Raw genomic sequence first — 22,820 nt, forward strand, 5'->3', positions numbered from 1 at the left:
CGAAGTGTGAGAACCAAGTTTGTCGTTACGTACTCAGTAATGACGATTTGTTTCGTCCTGATTCTTTTCGCCGTGTTGTACTTTAAAGAGCGGCAACGGATCTTTAGTGTCGCCTTAGAAAACTCCATTCAATTATCCAACCTTCATTCAGACGTCATCAGTCAAGAACTGCAACGACATGTGGCGTCACTGCAAACCATCAGTGGTCATCAACGTGTGCAAGAAGGGGATATCGACTTTATTGTCGAAGAGCTTAAGTGGCTCAAAAGCATGTCTAAGAAGTCCGTGATTAATACGCTTTTCGTCGATGAGCATTGGAATCTAATTGATCACAAAAGCAGAACCATCAAAATTGAGTGGCCAGAATTTGTAGAAGACGCTCGATGGAAGAGCGCGGATTATCACATCACAGCGCCGCACGTCGGCTTACTGGTCAAAACACCCGTTGTGGCCCTTGGTGTGCCCGTGTATGACGAAGCGGATAACTGGAAAGGTATTGTCGGTGTGTCTATTTCTGTCGACTATCTCGCGCAGCGTTTGTCTAAAGTGAAGTTAGGCAACAGCAGTTATGCTTGGATCTCTGATAGCAGTGGAACGGTGGTTTCTCACCCCGACAGCTCTCTGATTTTGCACGCCAATATTTTTGAAGGTGAGCGAGTTGGTTTTGAAGGCTTCGCGGACATTGCAGTGCAAACCAATTGGGAAAATGTCGGACACGGCCACTACTACGACAGGAAGGTCAATGAAGCCAAGATCGTGACCTTTGCTAAAATCGACACCTTACCTAATTGGACGCTCTTCGTGACCACGGAAGAGTCCGATATTTTCCTCGATATCAATGAGCTACTGGAAGATGTTGCGATTACTTCATCGGTGGTGATTGTTGTCTTTATGCCTATCGTGTTTTATCTCACCAATTCCATCACAAGACCGATTTTGGAGCTGACATACGATGTAGAAAACGCAGTCAACAACCATTACACCACGTTTTCTGGCTACGATTCGAAAGATGAAATCGGCCAGCTTTCCAATGCCTTTAAAAACACCTTTGATGAAATCCATCAGCACAATAGAAAGCTAGAGGAAGTGGTCGCGCTCAGAACGCAAGAGCTCAACACCGCGAACCAAGAGTTGGCATACTCGGTCAATTTGCTCAATGCAAATAACCACAAGCTTACGTGGTTGGCCATGCATGATCCGCTCACTAACTTATTTAACCGCCGCGCACTGATCACCAAAGTCCACGAGCAGCTTCAGAAAGCAAGAGCGCACAGTTGGCCAGTGTCATTGATTTTGCTCGATCTCGACCACTTCAAAGAGGTCAACGACACCTATGGGCATGACGTTGGGGATGACGTACTAAAGCATATTGCTGACTTTCTCGCTCAAGATCCTTTGGAAGAGGGAATGTTGGCACGCTGGGGCGGGGAGGAGTTTGTCATCGTTGCTTCCAAAGTATCTTTAGAGAAGGCACAGCAATGGGCGCAAATCCGTTTAGAAGCGCTTAAGGATGAGGATTTCAGCCCCGTTTCGAAAGTAACGTTCAGTGCGGGTATTGCGACATTAGAGTTAGAAGACAGTTTTGATGAACTGGTCGCAAGAGCGGATAAGGCGCTCTATGTTGCGAAAAATGCGGGAAGAAACTGTATTAAAACCGAGCGAGACACGTCATGAGGCACGTGGTGAATTACGTATGGCAAACAACAAAATAAGGGCTAGCGAACTAGCCCTTATTGGTTTGTATTTATAATCAGTGATTCGCTAAGTAATCAGCGACTTGAGCACGGTATTTGGCTTTAAGTGCTTCGCTGATAAAGCTCGCATTAATCGCATTGATCGTAAACTGAGCCAACTCTGGCTTCGTCATCGGGTGTGCATTGCTGACCGCCATAAAGTTATCCGTCATGTAACCACCAAAGTAAGCCGGATCATCGGAGTTAATGGTTACTGCGACGCCTTTGCGTAGCAAATCGACAATGTTGTGCTGCTCCATTTCATCAAACACGCAAAGCTTAATGTTCGATAACGGGCATACCGTGAGTGGCATTTTACTTTCGATGAGCGCTTCGACTAACGATGCATCTTCAACGCAGCGAACACCATGGTCAACGCGGCTAACGCCCAGCATCTCGACAGAATCGATGATGTTTTGCGCCGGACCTTCCTCGCCTGCGTGTGCCACGGTGAGTAAACCTGCTTCTTTTGCTTGTTGGAACGCACGTTTGAACTTCTCTGGCGGATGTCCAAGCTCTGAAGAATCCAAACCAACACCGACGATTTTGTCTTTGTGTTTAATAATGGATTGCAGTGTTTCAATCGCGCTCTCTTCCGATAGGTGACGCAAGAAGCACGCAATGATTTGAGAGGTGATGCCTAACTTCTCGCTACCATCTTGCATTGCTCGGTGAATGCCATTGATAACAGTCTCAAACTCAATACCGCGATCGGTGTGGGTTTGTGGGTCAAAGAAGATTTCAGTATGGATAACGTTGTCGGCTTTGCAGCGCTCTAGGTATGCCCAAGTCAAATCATAGAAGTCTTGTTCCGTGCGAAGTGCGTTAGCACCTTGATAATAGATATCTAGGAAAGACTGCAAATCTTCGAACTCGTACGCCTTGCGCAGTGCTTGTGGTGATTCGTATGGAATGTCGATGTTGTTGCGCTGTGCAAGCTCAAACAACAGTTCTGGCTCTAGCGAACCTTCGATATGTAAGTGTAACTCTACCTTTGGAAGACCTTGAATAAATGCGTTCATATTCCACCTCTTCTTATGCTTTTACGTGGATGCAATTACTCTAAGAATAGGTATAGATTGAGAAAAATCGAACGCCATTACAAAGAGTAAGATCCACAGTGATCTCGACTCTTCGTAATCAGCACTTTGCGGGAGCTGGTAGAGACCCCCAAACCATATCATTGGGGTTATACGAAGCAAACGGTTGCGATTATACGCAAAAATTGGGGCTTGGCTAGAGCTAGTGAGTAAATTGTAATTCTTTGGGATAAGGGATAAGGGATAAGGGATAAGGGATAAGAGAAAAGGGAGCGATTTCATCGCATGATGGTTTCGTTGTCAGCACACACCTGGCTGAGTCGAATATTCAGTGGCTAATACTGAATCACATCATGCGAGAAACATTGGGAGTCATATCGAGTTTATTGTGCGTTGCTCATTGTGAGCTCTCATTGTGAACTGAGAGAAGGGGTGGCGATACCTTGCACATCGATACTTTAAATTGAGAAGAGTAGAGAAAAGGAAATGAAAGGGAATGTATTTATAGCTCGAACATTTTATCAAATTCTCTTTGCTCCATGATGTCCTCAATTCGGCGGCGAGTTTGTTGTTTTATCGCAGCAGCGTTTTGTTCGGACTCTTTCTTTTCTTGCTCAATTTGCTTCTTGCTTTTATTTGCCATGTTTTTCACCTTGGGAATTTCTTCCTAAATTTCCACATTAATTATTAATGCACGAAACTGATTTATTTAATAATAAAACTTCCTAGCTTTGAACCTGAGTCACACAGAATGTCACCGGAATAGGTTTTCTCACAGTATTTAAAATCAATGAGATAGCAAGCAAATTGGAGTTTTGGCAATATATGGCGCCTTAAAATATCACTGTTAAGTTGATGAATTTTGGCGTTCCAAGAGATGTCGGGTTGTTTTAAACGGAATTCAATCTCTATCATTTATTCTCCTGTTTCTTTGTGATCTTTTCTTTATTCAATAATTGATACCAGTGTCTTTGACGACCTGTTCTTCTAGACATAATTTTTCCTAATTTTAGTAATTTACATACCAACGATGGTAACAGTGATCTGACGACAGATACCTTGTTCCAACGATGGATACAGTGGTGCAGCCCATTTATTTTAGGCAGCAGAAAACCGAGCAATATTTGATTGCTGAGTATTAAGTTTGAGGAATTTTTTGAAGGGGGAGAGAGTTTGGTGCAGCGAGGAGATGCTGCACCAAGAAAAGCTATCTTATAGAGGAGTAACTTCAGTCGCTTGAGGACCTTTTTTACCATCTTCTACTTTGAAGCTTACTTTCTGACCTTCAGCCAAAGTTTTGAAACCGTCAGCAACGATAGCGTTGAAGTGTACGAATACATCTTGGCCGCCGTTGTCTTGAGTTAGGAAACCAAAACCTTTAGTTTCGTTGAACCATTTTACTGAACCAGTTACTTTACCAGACATAAAAACCTCTGAAATTAAACAATAATGTACGAATTGTGATGGATCTTTTTTAAGCTATTGAATGTGCAATCAAGAGGAAGTTTTACGCAGGAGTCTGAACCGAAGATTCAGGATGTTACTGAGAGGGAACTTAAACTAAATGTAGCATTAACAGCTCTTTTCTAGAGCCAGCCGCCACTATACAGGGTGTTTAAAAAATAGCTACATTTATTTTTCATTTTTTTTTCGTTCGAAAAAGTTGATGAAGTAGAACAATTTTTCCCCCTCATAAACTCAGTACTTGCTCTCTAGAATCAACTCATATCCTAAAGGGAGGCAAGATTATGAGTACAGTGAGAGATATTCGTCAGATTATCCCATCACATGCAACTGCTGATGGTGACGGCGTGAAAATTCGCCGTGTCGCAGGCTTTAACAATGCAAGCTTTTCACCATTCTTGATGGTAGATGAACTGAAATCAGACCAAAGAGCCGATTACGTAGGCGGGTTCCCTCCGCATCCACACCGAGGCATTGAAACGCTGACTTACATGTTAACGGGACACTTCCAACATCGTGACCACATGGATAATGTTGGTGAACTTCGTTCTGGTGGTGCGCAATGGATGGCGGCTGGCCGAGGTGTCATTCATAGTGAAATGCCAATAATGGAAGACGGTGAACTGCACGGTTTCCAAATTTGGATCAATCAACCCGCGCGAGACAAGATGGCTCCGGCGCAATATCACGACTTCCAACCGGAAACCATTACCGAACATCGCGCAGAGGCGCATGGCTTAGTTCGCGTTATTTCTGGTGAGCTGAACATTGATGATGAAGTGATTCGAGGGCCATTGAGTAAAACTGGTGTACCTGTAACGGTCGCCGATTGGCAAGCACACCAAGGCGCGTCGTTAAACCTTATGACACCTAACGATCACAATATGATGGTCTATGCTTATAAAGGCAGCATTACTATTGGAGAGCGTGTTGTCATGCAGGGAGAAATGGCACTGCTTTCTAAAGGTGAGTTGGTGACGCTTCAATCCAATGATACCAGTGGCGTACTGCTCTTTATCGGCGAACCAATTGATGAACCTGTCGTGCATTACGGTCCGTTTGTCATGAATAGCATCGAAGAGATTGAACAAGCGATTCAAGATTACAACTCTGGATTGTTTGAAACGTACTAGTTTGACCGACAGTCGTGCGCACTGAATTAGCACGATTGGTGACCCCTAAGTGATTTGGAGTCCGTGCATTGGGCTCATACGCAAGCAAAGACGATATCCACTGCCATCGAATTTGCATCAGCCACACTAACATGGTGTGGCTTTTTTTATTCTGCGGCGCTTTGAAAGTTGTTTTTGTGTTTAGCTCTGTTCCCAACGCGTTATGGCATGCTTGCCAAACTCCAAGCCCAATTCATAAGCTTTGCGCAATGGTTCTGGCGAGCGACTCAAGCGTTTTAACTTAAAGCCTTCTGGCGGACAGATTTGAATGATCTCAACGCCAGCGGGTGGATTCTCTATCAATTCCAAGCTCTGGTTATAGCGAATATGACGCGTGAGCATTGGCTCAACCAAAGCTGGGTGATCTTTCAACAGGCGTGCAGTGAGCTTTTCAAGTTTAGGTTTGGATTTGCGATAGCTGGCTGGCCGACTTCTTAGCACCATGATTCTGGTCGCGCCGCGTTTAATGGCTTCGGCGACAGGAATCGCATCCGTTACGCCGCCATCAACATATCTCACACCATCTAAAGCGACGCCGTTTCGGTACATGATGGGCAGGGCGCTACTGGCTTTCATAGTTTCAGCCAACATTTGAATGGATGGCGTGAGGTATTCTGGTTGCCCGTTGTCTTGTCGAGTGACCCCTAAAAAGAAAGGACGGGGATCTGCAGAAAGCACATCTCTATCTATATCGAGTTCTTTAAGCGTGATATCCCACATCCAATCCAAGTCCATCATGTCACCGCCACGCAGCAGCTGAGTGGGAGAAATGAACTCTTTACGTAAGCTGTAATCAAGATAGATTTTGAGGTTCCTTCCCGGCATTTTTGCAAGGTATGCGGCTAAGTTGCTCGCGCCTGCCGAAACGCCCCAAAAACTGTCAAACGGGGAGAAGTCTTGCTTAATAAAATGATCGAGTATGCCGCAGGAAAATACCCCGCGCATGGCACCGCCTTCAACAACCAGCGCCCGAGAGCCAACGTGTTCCATTCTAGCCATCCGTTTTGATTATTCTGATTTGGGATACGAGCTAATTAGAGTAACGGATCTAATGCGCATTCCCAAGTCGCGTTCACTTTGGTCTCACCTTGATGAATCTGTTTTTTATGTTATAACATAACAATAATCAGAATTATTAAAAGGTAGCGTGTGTCTTGTGTGAGGTGAGAGTGAGCAATATTGACGCCATTATTGAGCATGTTGAGAAGAGTTTTAAGGCTCAGGGAAAGCAATTAACTTCTAAGAGAAAACTGGTGTTGAAAGCCTTGGTTCATGCCGATAGAGCGTTATCAGCTTATGAGCTAGTGGATTATTGCAAAGCCCATTTTGATCAGAATATTCAGGCTATGTCTGTGTATCGAATCTTGGATTTTCTTGAAGGTGAGCATCTGGCTCACAAGCTTAAAGTGTCCAATAAATACATCGTATGCTCCCATATTCTCTGCGAACACGAGCACGGTATCCCTCAATTTCTTATCTGCTCCAAGTGCAACAAGATCAGCGAACAAGCCATCGATCCTAAATTGATTAATGGTCTTAAATCTCATGCAAAACAAGAGGGGTTTACCGTCGTTAGCCCGCAATTAGAAATCAATTGTGTGTGTGATGACTGCGCTGACACCAAATAGCTGTGCTTTTTATTGAGTTTGGCTCACACCATGACGACGTCGTCGCCTTTTCCTCAAATACATCCCAACCATTAGCATCATCAGCAAGGAGATTCTGAACCGCTATGTCTGCAACGCTCATTAAAAACGCCCGTGTAGTAAATGAAGGAACCATCACCAAAACCGATTTGCGAATTGTCGATCAACGAATCGAAACCATCGCAACTGACATAGCAGCAAGGGAAGGTGATGTCGTTATCGATGCGAAAGGTTGCTATTTGATCCCTGGAATGATCGATGACCAAGTACATTTCCGCGAACCAGGACTGACTCATAAAGGCTCTATTGCAACCGAATCACGTGCAGCCGTCGCTGGTGGTATCACGAGCTTCATGGAAATGCCAAACGTAAGCCCAGCAACCACAACGATTGAAGCGTTGGAACGCAAATTTGCCATCGCGGAACAAAGCTCTCTGGCTAACTACTCTTTCTACCTTGGTGCAACTGAAGACAACCTTGAGCAAATCAAGTTACTCGATCCAAAGAAGCACTGTGGTGTGAAAGTCTTTATGGGCGCATCTACCGGAGATTTATTGGTAGAAGACGAGCAAGCGTTGGATGAGATTTTCCGTGATTCGCCAGTATTGATCGTAACGCACTGTGAAAGTGGCCCTGTCATTGCTCAGAACAAAGAACGCCTGTTGAAAGAGAAGTCGGAATTCACCATTGAAGACCACCCTGTACTTCGTGACGAAGAAGCTTGTTATGCCTCTTCTTCTTACGCCGTTGAGTTAGCGAAGAAGCACAACAGCCAACTGCACGTACTGCATATCACAACAGCAAAAGAATTGGCTTTGTTTGAAGCGGGCCCGATTCAAGGTAAGAACATCACCGCAGAAGCGTGTGTTCACCACCTCTGGTTTAGCAATGAAGACTATGCAGAGCGTGGTAACCAAATTAAATGCAACCCAGCCGTAAAATACCCAAGCGATCGTGAAGCGTTACTAAAGGCATTAAGCACAGGCCAGATTGATATTATTGCGACGGACCATGCCCCGCACACTTGGGAAGAAAAGCAAGTGCCTTACGACCAAGCACCTGCTGGCTTACCTTTGGTGCAACACGCACTACTCACGCTGTTTGATCAAGTGAGTCGCGGGCACATGACGATGGAGCAAGTGGTAGAGAAAACCGCTCACAACCCAGCGATTCGTTATGGTGTTCAGGATCGCGGTTTTATTCGTGAAGGCTACTTTGCGGATTTGGTTCTTGTTGATGCCGCAGCACCAACGCCAGTGACGAACGAGAACAGCTTGTACCATTGTGGTTGGTCGCCATTTGCTGGTCACCAGTTCTCGGCTCAAATTAAGAATACATGGGTCAATGGCGGTTTAGTGTATGCCAACCAGCAAGTGAATGAGCAGGCTGCACACGCCATGCGATTGGTATTCGATCGCTAGGATTCACTTTTTTCAGAAACTTAGATTATTTGAAAGCTCAGTTTATTTTCGAAAGCTTACATTTATCCGCTTTCTTTGAGCTTTATTTGTAGAAGTATAGTTGTCGTAGCTTGAGTGTCTTTAAGGCACCGAATAAAGAGAAATCAATATGTTAAGAAGAAATCCTACTGGTCACATGCCTGAAGTATCGGAAACGGCGTTCATTGATCCAACGGCGATCATCTGTGGCAAAGTAATCATTGAAGATAACGTTTTTATTGGTCCTTACGCGGTGATTCGTGCCGATGAAGTGAACGAGCAAGGCGACATGGAAGCCATCGTTATCAAGCGCGATACCAACATTCAAGATGGCGTCGTTATCCACTCAAAAGCAGGTGCAGCCGTGACCATTGGAGAGCGTTCTTCGATTGCGCACCGTTCTATTATTCATGGCCCATGTGAAGTCAGTGATGACGTGTTTATCGGTTTTAACTCCGTGGTGTTTAATGCTGTGATTGGTACAGGTTGTGTGATTCGTCATAACTGCGTGGTAGATGGACTAGACTTGCCAGAGAACTTCCATGTTCCGCCGATGACCAATATCGGCGCCGACTTTGATTTGAACAGCATCTCGAAAGTGCCGCCAGAATACTCGGCGTTTTCGGAGTCTGTGGTTTCGGCAAACCACGAACTGGTTCAAGGCTACAGGAGAATTGCCAATGAGCTCTGATAATCAGCCCATACTTGGGGTTCCAACTAACATTATTACCGGGTTTTTGGGCGTCGGTAAAACCTCTGCGATTTTGAACCTGATGGCGAATAAGCCAGAGAACGAACGCTGGGCTGTTTTGGTGAATGAGTTTGGCGAAATCGGTGTTGATGGCAGTTTGGTTCAAGGGCAGCAAAGCGAAGAGCAGCAAGTCTTTATTCGTGAAGTACCCGGTGGTTGTATGTGCTGTGCGGCGGGATTACCAATGCAAATCGCACTGAATCAACTGCTGAATGAAGCAAAGCCCGACCGCTTGTTGATTGAGCCGACTGGCCTTGGGCATCCAAAAGAGGTGTTACAGGTTTTATCGACCGATCATTATCGACAAGTGTTGTCACTGCAAAAGAACATCACTTTAGTTGATGCTCGTAAACTGACAGATCTTCGTTACACCGAACACGATACATTCAATCAGCAAATTGCCATTGCCGATACGGTGGTGGGTAATAAGCTCGACCTCTATCAAGAGGGTGATACCCAGAAGCTAGAAGCTTACGTGGCGGAAGTTGGTCGTCCAAATACAAAAGTAATTTTCGCGGAGCACGGCGTGATCCCTTTTCATGAATTTGAAGGTGAAACAACCATTCATGAGCATCCACCGCACCATCACCACCATCATGGGAGTGACAAGCCGTTGGCTTCAGACATGCCAATGCCTGAAAGTGGCATTATTAAAGCGACTAATGAAGGCGAAGGCTTCCAAAGTGTTGGTTGGCGCTTCTCACCGGAGAAAGTGTTTGACCGTCGGAAGCTGATTCCTTTGCTGGTAGAGCTAGAAGTCGAGCGCATGAAAGCCGTGTTTATTACGAGCGATGGCATTTATGGCTACAACTTAACGCCAGATGGACTAACCGAAGTGGAGTTGGATGATTGTGCCGAAAGCCGCATCGAATTGATCGCAGACAGCATTGACGAACAATTTGAAGCCAAGCTGCTTTCGTGTGAATCAGTATAAACTTCGAACCTGGGCATCTCATTTCGTGAGGTGCCTTTTCTTTCTTCTGATTATTAGGTATTCGCTAATAGTTCTTAAGTCTTTATTCCTCTAATCCCCGGTAATTCAAATCGTTATCATACAATTTGATCAGCATACCCTTGGGGGAGGAAAATCCATGCGTGTAAAACAATTTCTCGCTTCACTATTGGTTGTAGTGAGTGCTTTCTCTTTGGCGAGTGAGCCAAACAAACAGGCGCAAAACGAAGCCACCATCAATGCGTTTTTTGCTCAGTATCAGCTACTTGGAGAGCAAGGGTTCGATGCATTTGCTAAAGCGCGTGAAACCTTGTTTTCTGACGACAGCAAAACGCTTGTCAACGACGTAACAGCAACAGAATACAAAGGGAAAGCAGGGCACCTTGAGTCTATTAAAGACTGGTTTGAGATTTACCAAACTCAAGATGATTTTAGCTACCGTATTGCTCCTGTTTCGGAAGACGGACGAGTGAAGGTTGAGCTGTTCGGCACACTGATTCAAACCCAAGACGGTCAAAGCGATACCATCAAATCAGATGGACATCGCTGGACGGAATATTTCACTTTCAATGACGCGGGTAAGATTGCGCTGCTACAAATTGATATGAATGTTTTGAGTCAGACGTACGATGCAGAGGCTCGTTCACAGTTGAGCCGAAACGACATCGCAAGTTTTGTTTACCAGTGGTTCGCAGGTTTTGACCATCAGCGCGAATCAGGGTACTTCCTTGCTCGTATCGCAGAGCCCGTTGATATGGTGTACCCAGATTTCCCTATGCAGTCATACCAAGACTTTCTTCGTTGGTACAAAGGTGTCACGGACAACATCGTCTGGAACTCGCACGATATCCAAGGCTTGACCATCAAGGGCGATCAAAACTCTGGCTGGGCCGTGAGTTACGATGTGGTTTGGAAAGCTAAAGCGAAGAACGGCGATAACTACGACATGCGCGTGCATCAGGATCTAAAAATCATTTTGGATTCAGGCAGTTTGAAAATTGCCCAGTTGCGAGCAAAGGTGCTTTAACCAAGTGTTCGATATAGATGTTTAACCCTCTATTTGGAACAAAGGTTCGAGTGATTTGCTTCCTTCATGGAAGGCAATCCGCTAGTCTTTGGCAAAACAGACAGAGATGAGTGTAAATATGATCGACAAGCTACCCGGCATTCTTACTTTTCTGCGTGAGGCGGAGCAGCTCAAAAGCACCTTGCGCACTGCTTGGACATCATCTGGTCGCCATGAGAGCACGGCTGAGCACACATGGCGATTGTGTTTGCTTGCCATGCTGGTGGCAGAACATTACCCGCATTTAGACATGCTAAAAGTGCTCAAGCTTTGCATTGTGCATGACTTAGCAGAAGCCGTGAGTGGCGACATTTCAGCGTTGGAGCAACACGATGGGCTGGATAAAAGTGCGCTAGAACTGGCGGATTTGAAACAGCTTATCGCTCCACTAGACGCGTCTATGCAACAGGAGTTGTTGGACCTTTGGTTGGAATATGACAGTGCCACTACCGAAGAAGCTCGCCTCACCAAAGCGTTGGATAAGTTAGAGACCATTCTGCAGCACACGCAAGGTGATAACCCTGTTGATTTCAATTACGCGTTTAATCTGGAATACGGCAAAAAGCACACCGACTTTGATGATCTGACCAAAGCGCTTCGAGCGATCATCGATGAAGATACCCGCCGATTAGCTGAGCGTTAGTCCCGACTCTCTACTCAAGAACATCACTATATTCAAAAGCACTTAGGCTTCTCTAGCGAGCTTAAGTGCTTTTTTACATTTGCGTTTTCTGCGCTCAGCAAGATCCTTTTTCAACCTTCTCTTCGATCAAATTGCCTTCCTAGGTTGACATTGTTTGATGGTCAAACTAAATTGAAATCAAATAATTTGATAATCAAACTAAAATTGGAAGGTAAGTGTCGCAATGGCTGTATCGCAACATTCACATGATTTCGTTTCTCACAACCAAAAGGGTGAAAAACGCACGCTCTACGTATTGATTCTAACCGTGACCACTATGGTGGTGGAGATTGCTGCCGGAACCATGTTTGGCTCAATGGCATTGCTCGCAGATGGCTGGCATATGGGCACACACGCAGCGGCATTTTGTATTACTCTTTTTGCTTACCGCTACGCGAAACAAAACGCGCACAATGACCGCTTCTCATTTGGTACGGGCAAAGTCAGTGTACTTGGCGGTTTTACCAGCGCGATTGCGTTGGGGATTGTGGCACTGATGATGATGGTCGAGTCGATTCATCGTCTCTTTAATCCAGAAAGTATCCAATTTAACGAGGCGATCATGGTGGCGGTAATTGGTCTAGTGGTTAACCTTGCAAGTATGCTACTTCTGCAAGATCACCATCATCATGGGCATGACCATCACGATCACCACTCTCACGATCATGGGCACGAACATCATCACGACCACAACTTAACCGCTGCGTATTTTCACGTGCTGGCGGATACATTGACGTCTTTGCTGGCGATCGTGGCGCTGATTGTTGGTAAGTTTTACGGTTGGGTTTGGTTAGATGCCATGATGGGTATTGTCGGTGCTGTTGTGATTGGTAAATGGACCTTGGGCTTAATGAAGCAAACGGCGCCTGTGTTACTGGACGAGAGCATCAACAAGTCTTACCGAGATGAGATTACAGAGACACTCACGCCTTATGCCGAGATCGTTGATTTACACATCTGGAAAGTGAGTGGTCACCATTACTCTGCGGCAATCGCACTGAAAAATCATAGCGACAAAACGCTGGATGAATTTAAGCAATTATTGAGTAAATTTGATAAGATTCACCACCTGACTTTGGAAGTTCAAACGACTGACTGATGCGCGAATTAGAAAAGCTGAATCAAACGCTTACCGAGTTCTATGACAAAATGTCATCTTGGGAGCAATCTGTAGTAAAAGAAACGGGTTATTCACTGGCTCAAACTCACACCATCGAAGTGTTGGGTGGGCATGGTGCTATGCGTATGAAAGAGTTGGCTGAGAAACTCGGTATCACAACGGGTACGCTGACGGTTCAAATCGAGAAGTTGGTGAAAGCAGAGCTTATTGAGCGTTGCCCGCACCCAGAAGATCGTCGCGCAATTGTTGTGAAGCTCACACCAGCGGGTGAAGAGATTCACCGTCATCACAATCAACTTCATTTAGATTTGGTTCAAGACTTAACGCGTAATATCGACCCCGAGCATCAAGCGATTTTGTTCGCCTGCTTAGAGAAGATGAATCGAGAATTTTGATTGGTTTTTTAAACCCTAAATAGCAAAAAAGTAGAGCACCGAAATGCTCTACTTTTTTATTATAAGCTCGATAGAATTTGCTCTATTGGTAATTGTGTAAACGCGTAAGTGACGCCAACACAGAATGCAGCGCCAGTAATGCCCATGGCGACTGTCGTTGCGAGTAGCAGAAGGGTAATCTTAGGCATTAGAGATTAAACTCCTTCTTAAAGGTTGGGTAAATGACACCATTAGCCTCTTGGTACGCTTTAAAGCCATACCCAAACGTTAGTGCTGCCATCACAATGGCAAATGCCGCAATGTTTCTTCCTTTCATCCTTAAACTCTCAACTGTTTGTATTGAACAAAGGTAATAAACACTCTGCCAATAGTTTATCTATTGCTTATTAAATTCGGTTATTCAATTACTGGGTAAAACACACGAACAGTACCCATGCTGTTGTTAGCACAAGTAGTGGTGTGAACACCTTCTGAATTGAAGCACCATCGGTTAGGTCATAAATCACGATCGATTCTTTATAGAACGCGCGTTTGAATGAACCAAAGCTGATTTCATTTTTAACGTCAGATTGCTCGTAGTGCTTGCGAGCTGAGTCTGTCATTTGAGACTCTAGATCTTGCATCTCGTATTCTTTGTTAAAAAACGCATCCCACGCCGAAATACGTGCAATAGCTTTTGGCGAACGATTGCCTTTCAGTTTTTCTAGACGCTTAGCGTATGCAGCTTGATATTTATCCACGATGAATTCCTACATGAATAGACTGTAATGCAGAACACTGCTTTAAATGCTCTGCGCAGTGGTTGTAAAAATTAGAAAATGGGAATCAAAAGGAAATTTTTACATCAGTAGGAAAGTTGCAGATGAGGAAGTACGGCATTTGATTGTTAAAGAGCGTAAGGAATGTCATCCCTTGTGCTGCGGATAATATGGGCTGCTTTTGGATGCGACAAACAAAAATAATTAGTGAAAACAACAAGCAATCTTTGTTGCGAGATTGTCCATTCTGGGCATGGTGGGCTGCTTAAATTGGAGAAATGCTAAGTACAGCAAGGGCTTAAGCGGTGTTTCTCGGTGAGAGATTTTTAAGCACTTATGATAAATAAACTTCACAACTGCTAATTATAAATACATCAGAAAGCGATATTCTTTTTCTCGTTGGAGTGCTTAATAAAGATTGAGAGTTTGATTTTCTCATGCAATCCGCCGCAGTCTTTACTCCTTCTTTTCACTCAATCCGAATATATTTCCCCCCTCCATGGTGATATTTGGATTGAGTGTCTTTTTTTCTCAATGAGAGATGAAATAAGGAATAAGTAGCATAAAAATATGGAACAGCAGCAATTTAGTGCAATAAAGCAAAAACTGAATTCTTTGACGTTATCGCAATTGAATGAGGTTTATCAGTTGGTTCAGAATGCAACCAAACAGGAAGTGACAGTGCGTTTGAGTGAAGAAGAACGCCAATTCATCCATCGACTGTTCGCCGAAGAGAGAACCGCGTCCTCCTATTCTTAGGGTATCCATTTACCTAAGTATCTAACCCTTTCGAAGGCTGCGCTTTAACCAAACAGCCCTGTCAAAAGCCGTTACGGCCTTTTAGCTTTGACGATTAGGTTAGCCAATTGAGCAAACCCAAAACCGCCATTTTCCTCGGTCAAAAAGCTAGGTTGGTGATTCAGTTTCTCCAATAAAGGGCGAATGTTGTTTACGCCAAAGGTCGTTGGCAGCCATTCAAACATGCCTTCATCATTCAATGAATCTCCCACGTAAGTGATGCGCTCCAAACTCGGTAGCTCACCATTATTGAACTGCCTAATGTACGCTTCACCGCTAGTACGCTTACTGTGATTACCTACCCAAGCATTGATGTGAATCGAACTCAATGTTGCGTTGACGGGGTGAGACTCCACATTCAAATTCACGATGCGATTAAGAATTTCCATTGTCGTGGAAGGGGAAACTGGCGCTCTATCTTGCGCTATGTTCACCGCAACGTCACAGTAGCGAAAACTCTGATCTTGGCTGAACTCGACATCAGGATACTCTGCCAAAATGCCCGCAATGCTTTCTTGTAATGCGCGTTGTTCTTTGCGCATCGCTTCGGCTGGGCGAGCGAAGGTGGTATTGAATCCTGTCGCGTCTTTTCTCATCCAAAACGCGCCATTTTCACCAATCACACCATGCAGTGACCACATCTTTGCCATTTGGTCACACCAACCAGCACATGCGCCTGTTACTGCGACCACTTTTACGCCCACACGCTCTAACTCGGCTAGCGCAATTAATGTCTCTGGTGGCAGTTTGCCTTGCCAAGTCAACGTGTCGTCCACGTCGGTCAGCAACCATTCGATCTGTTTCAGGCCCTCTAACTTGAGCTCTGATAACGGGTTAGGCATTCACCACTCCTTGCTTGTTTACTTTAGGATTGATTGTTTGGGTATTGTCACTGACGTCTTGTAGTGACACCGCTGGAGCCAGTGTACACTCGATGCGCTTTTCTGTGTTGGCATCAAATAAATGAACATGCTTTGGTTTGATATCCAGACCAAGCTTGTCGCCAATTTGAATCGGCGTATGCCCCTCAACACGAACAACCAGTTTTTGTGAGTCACCACCTTCTGTGCGGCAGTAAAGCAGCAAGTCAGCACCGAGCGATTCAATCAATTCGACTTCTACCTGCAACCATGGGTTATCTTGGCTGATTTGTAAATGCTCTGGACGAAGACCTAGCTTAACTTCACCTAGATCTAAGTTTGTTGTGGATGTAGGAAGCAGTGCATCGCCAATCGTAATGCCGTCAGCGCTAACATTGCCATCTAAGATGTTCATGGATGGTGAGCCAATAAAGGTCGCGACGAACAGAGAAGCAGGGTTGTCGTATATCTCTAGCGGTGTGCCGACTTGTTCGACATTGCCTTTGTTCAACACGACAAGTTTGTCTGCCAGCGTCATTGCTTCCACTTGGTCGTGGGTAACGTAAACTGACGTAGTGCCGAGGCGACGTTGAAGCTTCTTTATTTCCAAACGCATTTGAACACGCAGTTTGGCGTCTAGATTAGACAGAGGTTCATCAAACAAGAACACCTTTGGTTCACGTACAATAGCACGCCCCATCGCGACACGTTGACGTTGTCCGCCAGAAAGTTGCCCAGGTTTACGGTCGAGTAGGTGATCCAACTCCAGCATCTTTGCTGCTTCGTGAACCAATCGCTCGATTTCCGCTTTCGGTGTTTTGCGGTTGCGCAGCCCATAAGCCATGTTGTTGTACACCGTCATGTGCGGGTACAAGGCGTAGTTCTGGAAAACCATGGCAATGTCGCGCTCACCCGGTTCGAGATCGTTGACGATTGTGGTGTCGATCTTGAGCTCACCAGAGCTGATTTCTTCTAAACCTGCAATCATGCGAAGTAGGGTGGATTTACCACAGCCACTTGGGCCAACCAGCACGACCATTTCGCCGTCGCAGATATCAAGATTGAGTTTTTGGATCGCCTGATAGCCGTTCGGATAACATTTAGCGATATTAGAAAGAGTTAACGTGGACATTTATTTCTCCGAATCTACCAGACCTTTAACAAAGGCTTTTTGCATTGCAATTACCACAATCACGGGTGGCAACATGGCGATAATGGTGGTGGCCATAATTTTGTTCCATTCCACAACACCATCAACTACTCCAAGCATCTGTTTAATGCCCATCACGATGGTGTAGTACTGCACGTCAGTGGTGATCAGCAGTGGCCATAGATATTGGTTCCAGCCGTAAATGAAGGTGATGACGAACAGTGCTGCGATGTTGGTGCGCGACAGAGGCAACAAGATATCGAAGAAGAACTTGATTGGTCCTGCGCCATCAATGCGTGCTGCTTCCACTAACTCATTCGGTACCGTTAAAAAGAACTGACGGAACAAGAAAGTAGCGGTCGCACTGGCAATCAGCGGAATGGTTAAGCCGTAAAATGAGTTGAGCATGTTGAGGTTCGTAATCACCTCAAACGTCGGCATGATGCGTACTTCAACGGGTAACATCAGCGTGAAGAAGATCATCCAGAACGCCAGCATTCGTCCCGGAAAACGGAAGAACACCACTGCATAGGCAGACATGATGGAAATGCTCAACTTACCGATGGTAATGCACATCGCCATAATGAAAGAGTTCAGAAGCATACTGCCAATCGGCAAAGTATTGTTGTTGTACTGAGTGTCGTTACTCAACAAGTCAGTAAACACGCTAAAACCCAAGTCCCCAAACCAAAGTGGAGTGCCAGTAGCGAATGCACTGTTCTCATGGGTAGTTGCTACGATTGCAATCCAAACCGGAAGCGCAATCGAAATGATGCCAAGAATCAAAATGACATGGCAAAACAGATTAAAAAACGGTCTTCTTTCTACCATCAGTACGCCACCTTCTTCTCAACATACTTAAATTGAATCACAGTCAGGGAAGCAACCAAGATCATCAGGATCACGGACTGTGCGGCCGATGAACCTAAATCCAGCCCGATAAAACCATCGTTGTAGACTTTGTAAACCAAGGTTGAGGTGCTGTTGCTCGGGCCGCCTTGTGTCATCGCGTGGATAATGGCGAACGTATCAAAGAACGCATAAACAAAGTTCACGACCAACAAGAAAAAGCTGGTTGGTGAAATCAGCGGGAAGCTAATGGTGATAAAGCGTTTGATCGGACCGCTACCATCAATGGCCGCGGCTTCGTGCAAAGACTTCGGCACGGATTGAAGTGCTGCTAAGAAGAACAGGAAGTTGTAGCTGATTTGCTTCCACGTTGAGGTGATGATCACCATCCACATAGCATGAGTGCCATTGAGGGTTGGGTTCCAGTCTACGCCAAACAGGTTCAACAGTTCGGTCATCACACCGATGGTTGGGTCGAATAAAAATAGCCATAACGAACCTGCGACAACCGGAGCGACCGCATAAGGCCAAATCAAGAAGGTGCGATACATGGTTGCGCCACGGATGATTTGTTCGGCGAAAGCGGAAAGAATCAGTGCGCTGACCAACGCGAGCACCGCAACGCTGATGCTAAATTGCAGCGTGGTCATTAACGAATCTAAGTAAAGGGGATCATGGATGAGCTTTTCAAAGTTCTCCAAACCCACAAACTCACGGCTCATGCCGAAAGCATCTTCAAGTTGAGAAGATTGGAAAATGGCTTGTCCTGCCGGCCAGATGAAGAACACCAAGGTGATCACCAACTGAGGTGCGATTAGCGCAACCGGAAGCCATTTGTGTTTAAAAACAACAGGTGAGGACATACAAATACCAAAGTAAAACAGGCAAGGTGTGTGAACGAATTCCCCACCCAAGATGGGCGGGGAGAGTGCGTATCTGAGCGGTTATTTGAATAAGACTCAGCGCATCATTGTTCGTTATTAATGTTCGTTACTTCTGTGTGCGCTCAAAGCGACGTAGTTGCTCGTCACCGCGACGAACTGCATTGTTTAGCGCAGCTTGTGCCGTTGCTTTGCCTGCCCACACTGCTTCTAGCTCTTCATTGATGATGTCGCGAGTTTGCAGGAAGTTACCAAAGCGAATGCCTTTCGAGTTTTCTGTAGGCTCGGTTGACGTCATTTGTAGAACTGCTGTATCTGTGCCTGGGTTCTTAGCGTAGAAGCCTTGTTCTTTCGTTAGCTCGTAAGCCGCTTTAGTGATTGGTAGGTAACCAGTGAACTGGTGCCAATCTGCTTGGACTTCTGCGCTAGAAAGGTAAGAGAAGAACTTCGCCACGCCTTTGTATTCCTCGCTTGAATGACCACGAAGTACCCAAAGTGATGCACCACCGATGATGGTGTTTTGTGGCTTCGCGACGATCTCTGAATCATAAGGCAGTTGCGCTACGCCGATATCAACGTCTTTCATGTTCTCTTTAATGCCAGCCAGACCTGCTGACGAGCCCATAGTCATTGCACACTCTTGGGTGTAGAACAGTGGCATACCATCAGATTGGCGACCGCCGTACTTAAAGATGCCTTCTTTCGACCATTTGCCCATTTGATCAATGTGACGAACAAACGCCGAATCATTGAACTTAAACTCAGTGTCTAAGCCAGCAAAGCCGTTGTTGTTATTGGCAACAGGAACGTTGTTACGCGCACCGAAGTTTTCGATTTGCGTCCATGATTGCCACGTTGTGCTGAAACCACACTTCGCACCGGATGCCAGCAGCTTACGAGAAACTTCTTCCATCTCTTTCCATGTCTTTGGTGGGTTTGCTATGCCTGCTTTTGCGAACATGTCTTTGTTGTAGTAAAGCACTGGCGTAGAGCTATTAAATGGCAGGGAAAGCATGTTGCCTTCGTTTGTGGTGTAGTAACCCGTTACGGCTGCAAGGTAATCATCAGGGTTGAACGACTCTTTGGTGTCTTCCATCAATTGGTAAACAGGATAAATCGCTTTGTCTGCGCCCATCATGGTCGCCGTACCCACTTCGAATACTTGTACAATCGCTGGCTGCTCTTTTGCTCGGAATGCCGCGATAGCACTAGTCATCGTTTCTGCGTAGCTGCCTTTGTAAACCGGTTTGATCTCGTATTCTGATTGGCTTGCGTTAAAGTCTGCCGCAATTTCATTAACCTTGTTACCTAGTGCGCCGCCCATCGCGTGCCACCACTCAACCTCTGTTTTTGCTTGTGCTTGCGTGCTGATGAATGCCGCTGCAACTGCAAGTCCGGCGAGGTGTTTAATAGCCATAATGATTCCTTTTCATTGGATGATTTGAACAGGTGTTTCCTTGCGAATGTTCATTTTGATTATGAATCCGCTCCAAAAAATTCAAATGAACATTAAATGAGCCAAATGACGTTCTAGTTACAAAAAAATGAACTTATTTGAACATTACTTTCGTCACTATTTTGTAATCAAAGCGTCATTGAGGGTTGAGATAGTTCATTTGAAAACAAATGAAAAAGACGGAATAAAAAATGAAAATAACAGCACACCGTGGCTTATCCAGTTTGGCTCCAGAAAACACCTTATCGGCAATACAACGCGCCATTGAATTTGGTTGTGAATGGATTGAAATCGACGTTCAGCTTAGTGCGGACAACATTCCTGTCGTCATCCATGACAAAACGGTCAACCGCTGCACGAATGGTCGAGGCAAAGTCAAAGATCTGACTTGGCACGAGCTAAGGTTACTCGACGCAGGCTTATGGTTCGGTGATGACTTCGCAGGCGAGCCTATTCCTAGTTTAGAAGAGACGCTTGAGCTCACTTCAAGAGCGGGTGTGAAGCTCAATATTGAATTGAAGGTCTACTCCGGTGACGAAATCGACCTGTTGTGCGAAAAGGTTGCACAGGTGATTGAGCACTTAGGCGTAGAAGCGGACGCGATTCTGTTTTCTAGCTTTAACACAGAAGCCTTAATGATGATGAAAAACTACCTGCCAGAAGTGAGAAGAGGGCAGCTATGGCAAGAGATTCCAGATGATTTCGCTGTCGTGCTACAACACATCGATGCATACAGTGTGCATTGTGATTACCGTTTCCTGACTGAATCGCAAGCTCAGAAGATCAAGCAGTATGGCTATCAACTCTTTTGCTATACACCAAACTTTCCTCAATTAGTTAAAGCACATTGGCATTGGGGCGTGGATATGATGATTACAGATACGCCTCAACGTTATAAAGTAAAAGTGCCTTCAGCCATACGAGAACCCGCACTGAATGAATAATTTAAACGTCCGTCAACAAAGCATCATTGAACTGGTTCATCAGCAAGAATATTGCTCGATAGAAGAACTTGCCCAACGTTTCGAAGTCACGACGCAAACCATTCGTCGCGACATCAATGAACTTTGTCGACTCGGACTTACCCGACGCCATCATGGTGGTGTCGGACTGCCTGCTACTCTGAGCAATCGCAGCTATGCCTCTCGCCAAGTCACCAATCAACAGGAAAAGCAGATCATCGCCGATGACGTGGTCAAAGCTATCCCAAACGGCACGACTTTGTTTCTAGGTATTGGTACTACGATTGCTTTGGTTGCTGAACGTCTAGCCAATCACAGTGAGTTACGTGTGGTGACCAATAACTTCGAAGCGGCGCATATTCTGTCTCACTTTGAGAACATCGAAACTTGGATTCCGGGTGGTCGTATTCGAACGAACGATCGTGACGTGGTGGATGGTTCGGCAGAACAGTTTTACGGCCAGTTTTCCGCAGACATCGGAATTATTGGCTGTGCAGGTATCACCGAAATCGCGCAGCCTCATTCAGAGATGGTCAATTTTGGTCGCACTGAAGTTGATTCTCAGTTGTTTGCGATGGAACATGAGTTACGAGAAGCCAAGGTAAGCCAAGCAATTTTAGCCAACTCCGAACAAAAGTGGTTGGTGGCGAACAAAAGTAAATGGCAGCGAAGAGCCAACACTAAGGTGGCGCCACTCAATTATTTCGACCGCGTTTTCAGTAACTGATCTTTTGCTCGCCATACTTGTTTAACTCGTAGGAAAACCCGTTATTGATTCGACCTGCGTGATGCTTTTTCATCGCGATTCGCTATGCTTAGATGATTGAAAATAAAGAGGTCATGCCATGTTTGAATCGGATAAAACCAAAGTAAGAAACTTGCTTGTTGCGACACGTTTTGGTGTCTCTGCCTCTGAAATGCCAACCATTATTGGGGTGAAGCAAGATAAAGCGCTCAAGCTGATTAATGAGCTGATGCAAGAAGGGGAAGACATCCATTCATTAGGGGAAGGGAACAACCCAGAAGAGTTGGTGCTGTATTCGATTGGTGAAATAGAGCCTTAATTGAGCCAACAAGAACAACAAAAAAGCCGCCCATCGTTGGCGGCTTTTTAGATCGTTCATTCAAACTAGTCGTGAATCGGCACAACCAGAATATCTACCGGAGACTTGTTGATCAGATGTCTCGAGTAAGAAATGATCTTGCTCCAGAAGTCTTGGTGGTGGCCACAAATAAGCAGATCAACTTCTTGCTCTTTGATGGTCACTTCCAGTTTGTCCGCCAAGTCACCCGTGCCAACGAAGAAGTGCTTCAATGGCTGCTCCATGTAATCGCTAAAGGACTTCAAGCACTCCATTGAATGTTCATTCAACGGTCTTTGGTCTGGGTTTGCTTTAATATCGACAAGCTCACGATAAATTTCGCCATGAGTACCATCGATATGAATAAAAGAAATCTCGGCACCGAGATAACTCGCCATAGATACCGCTCGGTCAATCAACACAGTACTCTCATCAGACAGTTCCAGTGCGACTAGGATATGTTTGTATTTCATAACCACGCCCTCTTGTGGAATACACTACCAATAGCATAGTACGCCTTTAACAAAAAATGTGTTGATAAGATCCCGAAATCGCTCAAAGTTT

The 22,820-nt window shown here is 45.3% G+C and carries 28 protein-coding genes and 1 riboswitch; of the genes, 14 read left to right on the forward strand and 14 right to left on the reverse strand.

Going from position 1 to position 22,820, the window contains the following annotated elements; translation table 11 throughout:
* The first annotated feature begins 39 nt into the window (after nt 1–39).
* Complete coding sequence (locus H735_RS14025) at nt 40–1,674, forward strand: sensor domain-containing diguanylate cyclase (protein ID WP_027726573.1); 1,635 nt, start codon at nt 40–42, stop codon at nt 1,672–1,674.
* Nucleotides 1,675–1,750: 76 nt separating this feature from the next.
* Here the strand turns inward: H735_RS14025 and H735_RS14030 are convergent, their stop codons facing one another.
* From H735_RS14030 to cspE, 4 genes are all read right to left on the reverse strand, one after another.
* Entirely contained in the window at nt 1,751–2,755 is a 1,005-nt protein-coding gene (locus H735_RS14030) for an adenosine deaminase (RefSeq protein ID WP_020194707.1), read from the reverse strand.
* 95 nt (nt 2,756–2,850) lie between these two features.
* Nucleotides 2,851–2,950: riboswitch (purine riboswitch) on the reverse strand.
* 325 nt (nt 2,951–3,275) lie between these two features.
* Nucleotides 3,276–3,416 carry a hypothetical protein gene (locus H735_RS14035; RefSeq protein WP_009706263.1) on the reverse strand — a complete coding sequence of 47 codons (141 nt, stop codon included), beginning with the start codon at nt 3,414–3,416 and terminating at the stop codon, nt 3,276–3,278.
* 62 nt (nt 3,417–3,478) lie between these two features.
* Nucleotides 3,479–3,688, reverse strand: coding sequence for a hypothetical protein (locus H735_RS31665; protein WP_020194708.1), 210 nt, complete (start codon nt 3,686–3,688; stop codon nt 3,479–3,481).
* A 297-nt stretch (nt 3,689–3,985) separates the two neighbouring features.
* The gene (gene cspE, locus H735_RS14045; protein WP_020194709.1) at nt 3,986–4,198 is read right to left on the reverse strand and encodes a transcription antiterminator/RNA stability regulator CspE; all 213 of its coding nucleotides are present in this window, start codon (nt 4,196–4,198) and stop codon (nt 3,986–3,988) included.
* A 323-nt stretch (nt 4,199–4,521) separates the two neighbouring features.
* Here cspE and H735_RS14050 point away from each other — a divergent pair, with 323 nt between their 5' ends.
* Entirely contained in the window at nt 4,522–5,370 is an 849-nt protein-coding gene (locus H735_RS14050; RefSeq protein ID WP_020194710.1) for a pirin family protein, read from the forward strand.
* 180 nt (nt 5,371–5,550) lie between these two features.
* Here H735_RS14050 and H735_RS14055 read toward each other — a convergent pair whose 3' ends face one another.
* Nucleotides 5,551–6,399: a patatin-like phospholipase family protein gene (locus H735_RS14055; protein ID WP_020194711.1), complete on the reverse strand. Its 849-nt coding sequence runs from the start codon at nt 6,397–6,399 to the stop codon at nt 5,551–5,553.
* A gap of 179 nt (nt 6,400–6,578) precedes the next feature.
* Between H735_RS14055 and H735_RS14060 the strand changes: the two genes are divergently transcribed.
* From H735_RS14060 to H735_RS14095, 8 genes are all read left to right on the forward strand, one after another.
* Nucleotides 6,579–7,037, forward strand: a complete 459-nt coding sequence (locus tag H735_RS14060; protein WP_020194712.1) for a Fur family transcriptional regulator — start codon at nt 6,579–6,581, stop codon at nt 7,035–7,037.
* Nucleotides 7,038–7,141: 104 nt separating this feature from the next.
* Nucleotides 7,142–8,476, forward strand: a complete 1,335-nt coding sequence (locus H735_RS14065; protein ID WP_020194713.1) for a dihydroorotase — start codon at nt 7,142–7,144, stop codon at nt 8,474–8,476.
* 148 nt (nt 8,477–8,624) lie between these two features.
* Nucleotides 8,625–9,185 (forward strand): LbetaH domain-containing protein, encoded by a 561-nt coding sequence (locus H735_RS14070; protein ID WP_005531901.1) that lies wholly within the window; start codon nt 8,625–8,627, stop codon nt 9,183–9,185.
* On the forward strand, nt 9,175–10,179 hold the full coding sequence (locus H735_RS14075; RefSeq protein WP_020194714.1) for a CobW family GTP-binding protein: 1,005 nt from the start codon (nt 9,175–9,177) through the stop codon (nt 10,177–10,179). The genes H735_RS14070 and H735_RS14075 overlap by 11 nt, the downstream gene beginning before the upstream one ends.
* 157 nt (nt 10,180–10,336) lie before the next feature.
* Nucleotides 10,337–11,224 (forward strand): hypothetical protein, encoded by an 888-nt coding sequence (locus H735_RS14080; RefSeq protein WP_020194715.1) that lies wholly within the window; start codon nt 10,337–10,339, stop codon nt 11,222–11,224.
* 118 nt (nt 11,225–11,342) lie between these two features.
* The gene (locus H735_RS14085) at nt 11,343–11,906 is read left to right on the forward strand and encodes an HD domain-containing protein (protein WP_020194716.1); all 564 of its coding nucleotides are present in this window, start codon (nt 11,343–11,345) and stop codon (nt 11,904–11,906) included.
* 223 nt (nt 11,907–12,129) lie between these two features.
* A complete protein-coding gene (gene dmeF, locus H735_RS14090) occupies nt 12,130–13,044 on the forward strand; it encodes a CDF family Co(II)/Ni(II) efflux transporter DmeF (protein ID WP_020194717.1) in 915 nt (304 codons plus the stop codon).
* Nucleotides 13,044–13,460, forward strand: a complete 417-nt coding sequence (locus tag H735_RS14095) for a MarR family winged helix-turn-helix transcriptional regulator (RefSeq protein ID WP_005439069.1) — start codon at nt 13,044–13,046, stop codon at nt 13,458–13,460. Before dmeF ends, H735_RS14095 begins: the two co-directional genes overlap by 1 nt.
* Before the next feature lie 59 nt (nt 13,461–13,519).
* Here H735_RS14095 and H735_RS31905 read toward each other — a convergent pair whose 3' ends face one another.
* From H735_RS31905 to H735_RS14105, 3 genes are all read right to left on the reverse strand, one after another.
* A complete protein-coding gene (locus H735_RS31905; protein WP_009706253.1) occupies nt 13,520–13,648 on the reverse strand; it encodes a hypothetical protein in 129 nt (42 codons plus the stop codon).
* A complete protein-coding gene (locus tag H735_RS31910; protein WP_009706252.1) occupies nt 13,648–13,776 on the reverse strand; it encodes a hypothetical protein in 129 nt (42 codons plus the stop codon). Before H735_RS31910 ends, H735_RS31905 begins: the two co-directional genes overlap by 1 nt.
* An 88-nt stretch (nt 13,777–13,864) precedes the next feature.
* The gene (locus tag H735_RS14105; protein WP_005439068.1) at nt 13,865–14,200 is read right to left on the reverse strand and encodes a hypothetical protein; all 336 of its coding nucleotides are present in this window, start codon (nt 14,198–14,200) and stop codon (nt 13,865–13,867) included.
* Nucleotides 14,201–14,788: 588 nt separating this feature from the next.
* Between H735_RS14105 and H735_RS14110 the strand changes: the two genes are divergently transcribed.
* Nucleotides 14,789–14,977: a hypothetical protein gene (locus H735_RS14110; protein ID WP_009706250.1), complete on the forward strand. Its 189-nt coding sequence runs from the start codon at nt 14,789–14,791 to the stop codon at nt 14,975–14,977.
* 71 nt (nt 14,978–15,048) lie between these two features.
* Here H735_RS14110 and H735_RS14115 read toward each other — a convergent pair whose 3' ends face one another.
* From H735_RS14115 to ugpB, 5 genes are all read right to left on the reverse strand, one after another.
* On the reverse strand, nt 15,049–15,858 hold the full coding sequence (locus H735_RS14115) for an HAD-IIB family hydrolase (RefSeq protein WP_020194718.1): 810 nt from the start codon (nt 15,856–15,858) through the stop codon (nt 15,049–15,051).
* The gene (locus H735_RS14120) at nt 15,851–17,008 is read right to left on the reverse strand and encodes a sn-glycerol-3-phosphate import ATP-binding protein UgpC (protein WP_020194719.1); all 1,158 of its coding nucleotides are present in this window, start codon (nt 17,006–17,008) and stop codon (nt 15,851–15,853) included. The genes H735_RS14115 and H735_RS14120 overlap by 8 nt, the downstream gene beginning before the upstream one ends.
* The gene (ugpE, locus tag H735_RS14125) at nt 17,009–17,857 is read right to left on the reverse strand and encodes a sn-glycerol-3-phosphate ABC transporter permease UgpE (RefSeq protein WP_005439065.1); all 849 of its coding nucleotides are present in this window, start codon (nt 17,855–17,857) and stop codon (nt 17,009–17,011) included.
* Nucleotides 17,857–18,738, reverse strand: coding sequence for a sn-glycerol-3-phosphate ABC transporter permease UgpA (gene ugpA, locus H735_RS14130; RefSeq protein WP_020194720.1), 882 nt, complete (start codon nt 18,736–18,738; stop codon nt 17,857–17,859). Before ugpA ends, ugpE begins: the two co-directional genes overlap by 1 nt.
* Before the next feature lie 127 nt (nt 18,739–18,865).
* On the reverse strand, nt 18,866–20,173 hold the full coding sequence (ugpB, locus tag H735_RS14135) for a sn-glycerol-3-phosphate ABC transporter substrate-binding protein UgpB (RefSeq protein ID WP_020194721.1): 1,308 nt from the start codon (nt 20,171–20,173) through the stop codon (nt 18,866–18,868).
* Nucleotides 20,174–20,403: 230 nt separating this feature from the next.
* On the opposite strand from ugpB, the gene H735_RS14140 reads away from it, so the two are divergent.
* The 3 genes from H735_RS14140 (at nt 20,404) to H735_RS14150 (ending at nt 22,238) form a co-directional block, all read left to right on the forward strand.
* On the forward strand, nt 20,404–21,156 hold the full coding sequence (locus H735_RS14140) for a glycerophosphoryl diester phosphodiesterase (protein ID WP_020194722.1): 753 nt from the start codon (nt 20,404–20,406) through the stop codon (nt 21,154–21,156).
* Nucleotides 21,149–21,901, forward strand: coding sequence for a DeoR/GlpR family DNA-binding transcription regulator (locus tag H735_RS14145; protein ID WP_020194723.1), 753 nt, complete (start codon nt 21,149–21,151; stop codon nt 21,899–21,901). The genes H735_RS14140 and H735_RS14145 overlap by 8 nt, the downstream gene beginning before the upstream one ends.
* Nucleotides 21,902–22,019: 118 nt before the next feature.
* Nucleotides 22,020–22,238, forward strand: a complete 219-nt coding sequence (locus tag H735_RS14150; protein ID WP_020194724.1) for a hypothetical protein — start codon at nt 22,020–22,022, stop codon at nt 22,236–22,238.
* 65 nt (nt 22,239–22,303) lie between these two features.
* On the opposite strand, the gene H735_RS14155 is transcribed toward H735_RS14150, so the two are convergent.
* Nucleotides 22,304–22,729 (reverse strand): universal stress protein, encoded by a 426-nt coding sequence (locus H735_RS14155; protein WP_009706243.1) that lies wholly within the window; start codon nt 22,727–22,729, stop codon nt 22,304–22,306.
* Between the last annotated feature and the right edge of the window lie 91 nt (nt 22,730–22,820).

The sequence above is a fragment of the Vibrio owensii CAIM 1854 = LMG 25443 genome, from assembly GCF_000817815.1.
GTDB classification, from domain to species: domain Bacteria; phylum Pseudomonadota; class Gammaproteobacteria; order Enterobacterales; family Vibrionaceae; genus Vibrio; species Vibrio owensii.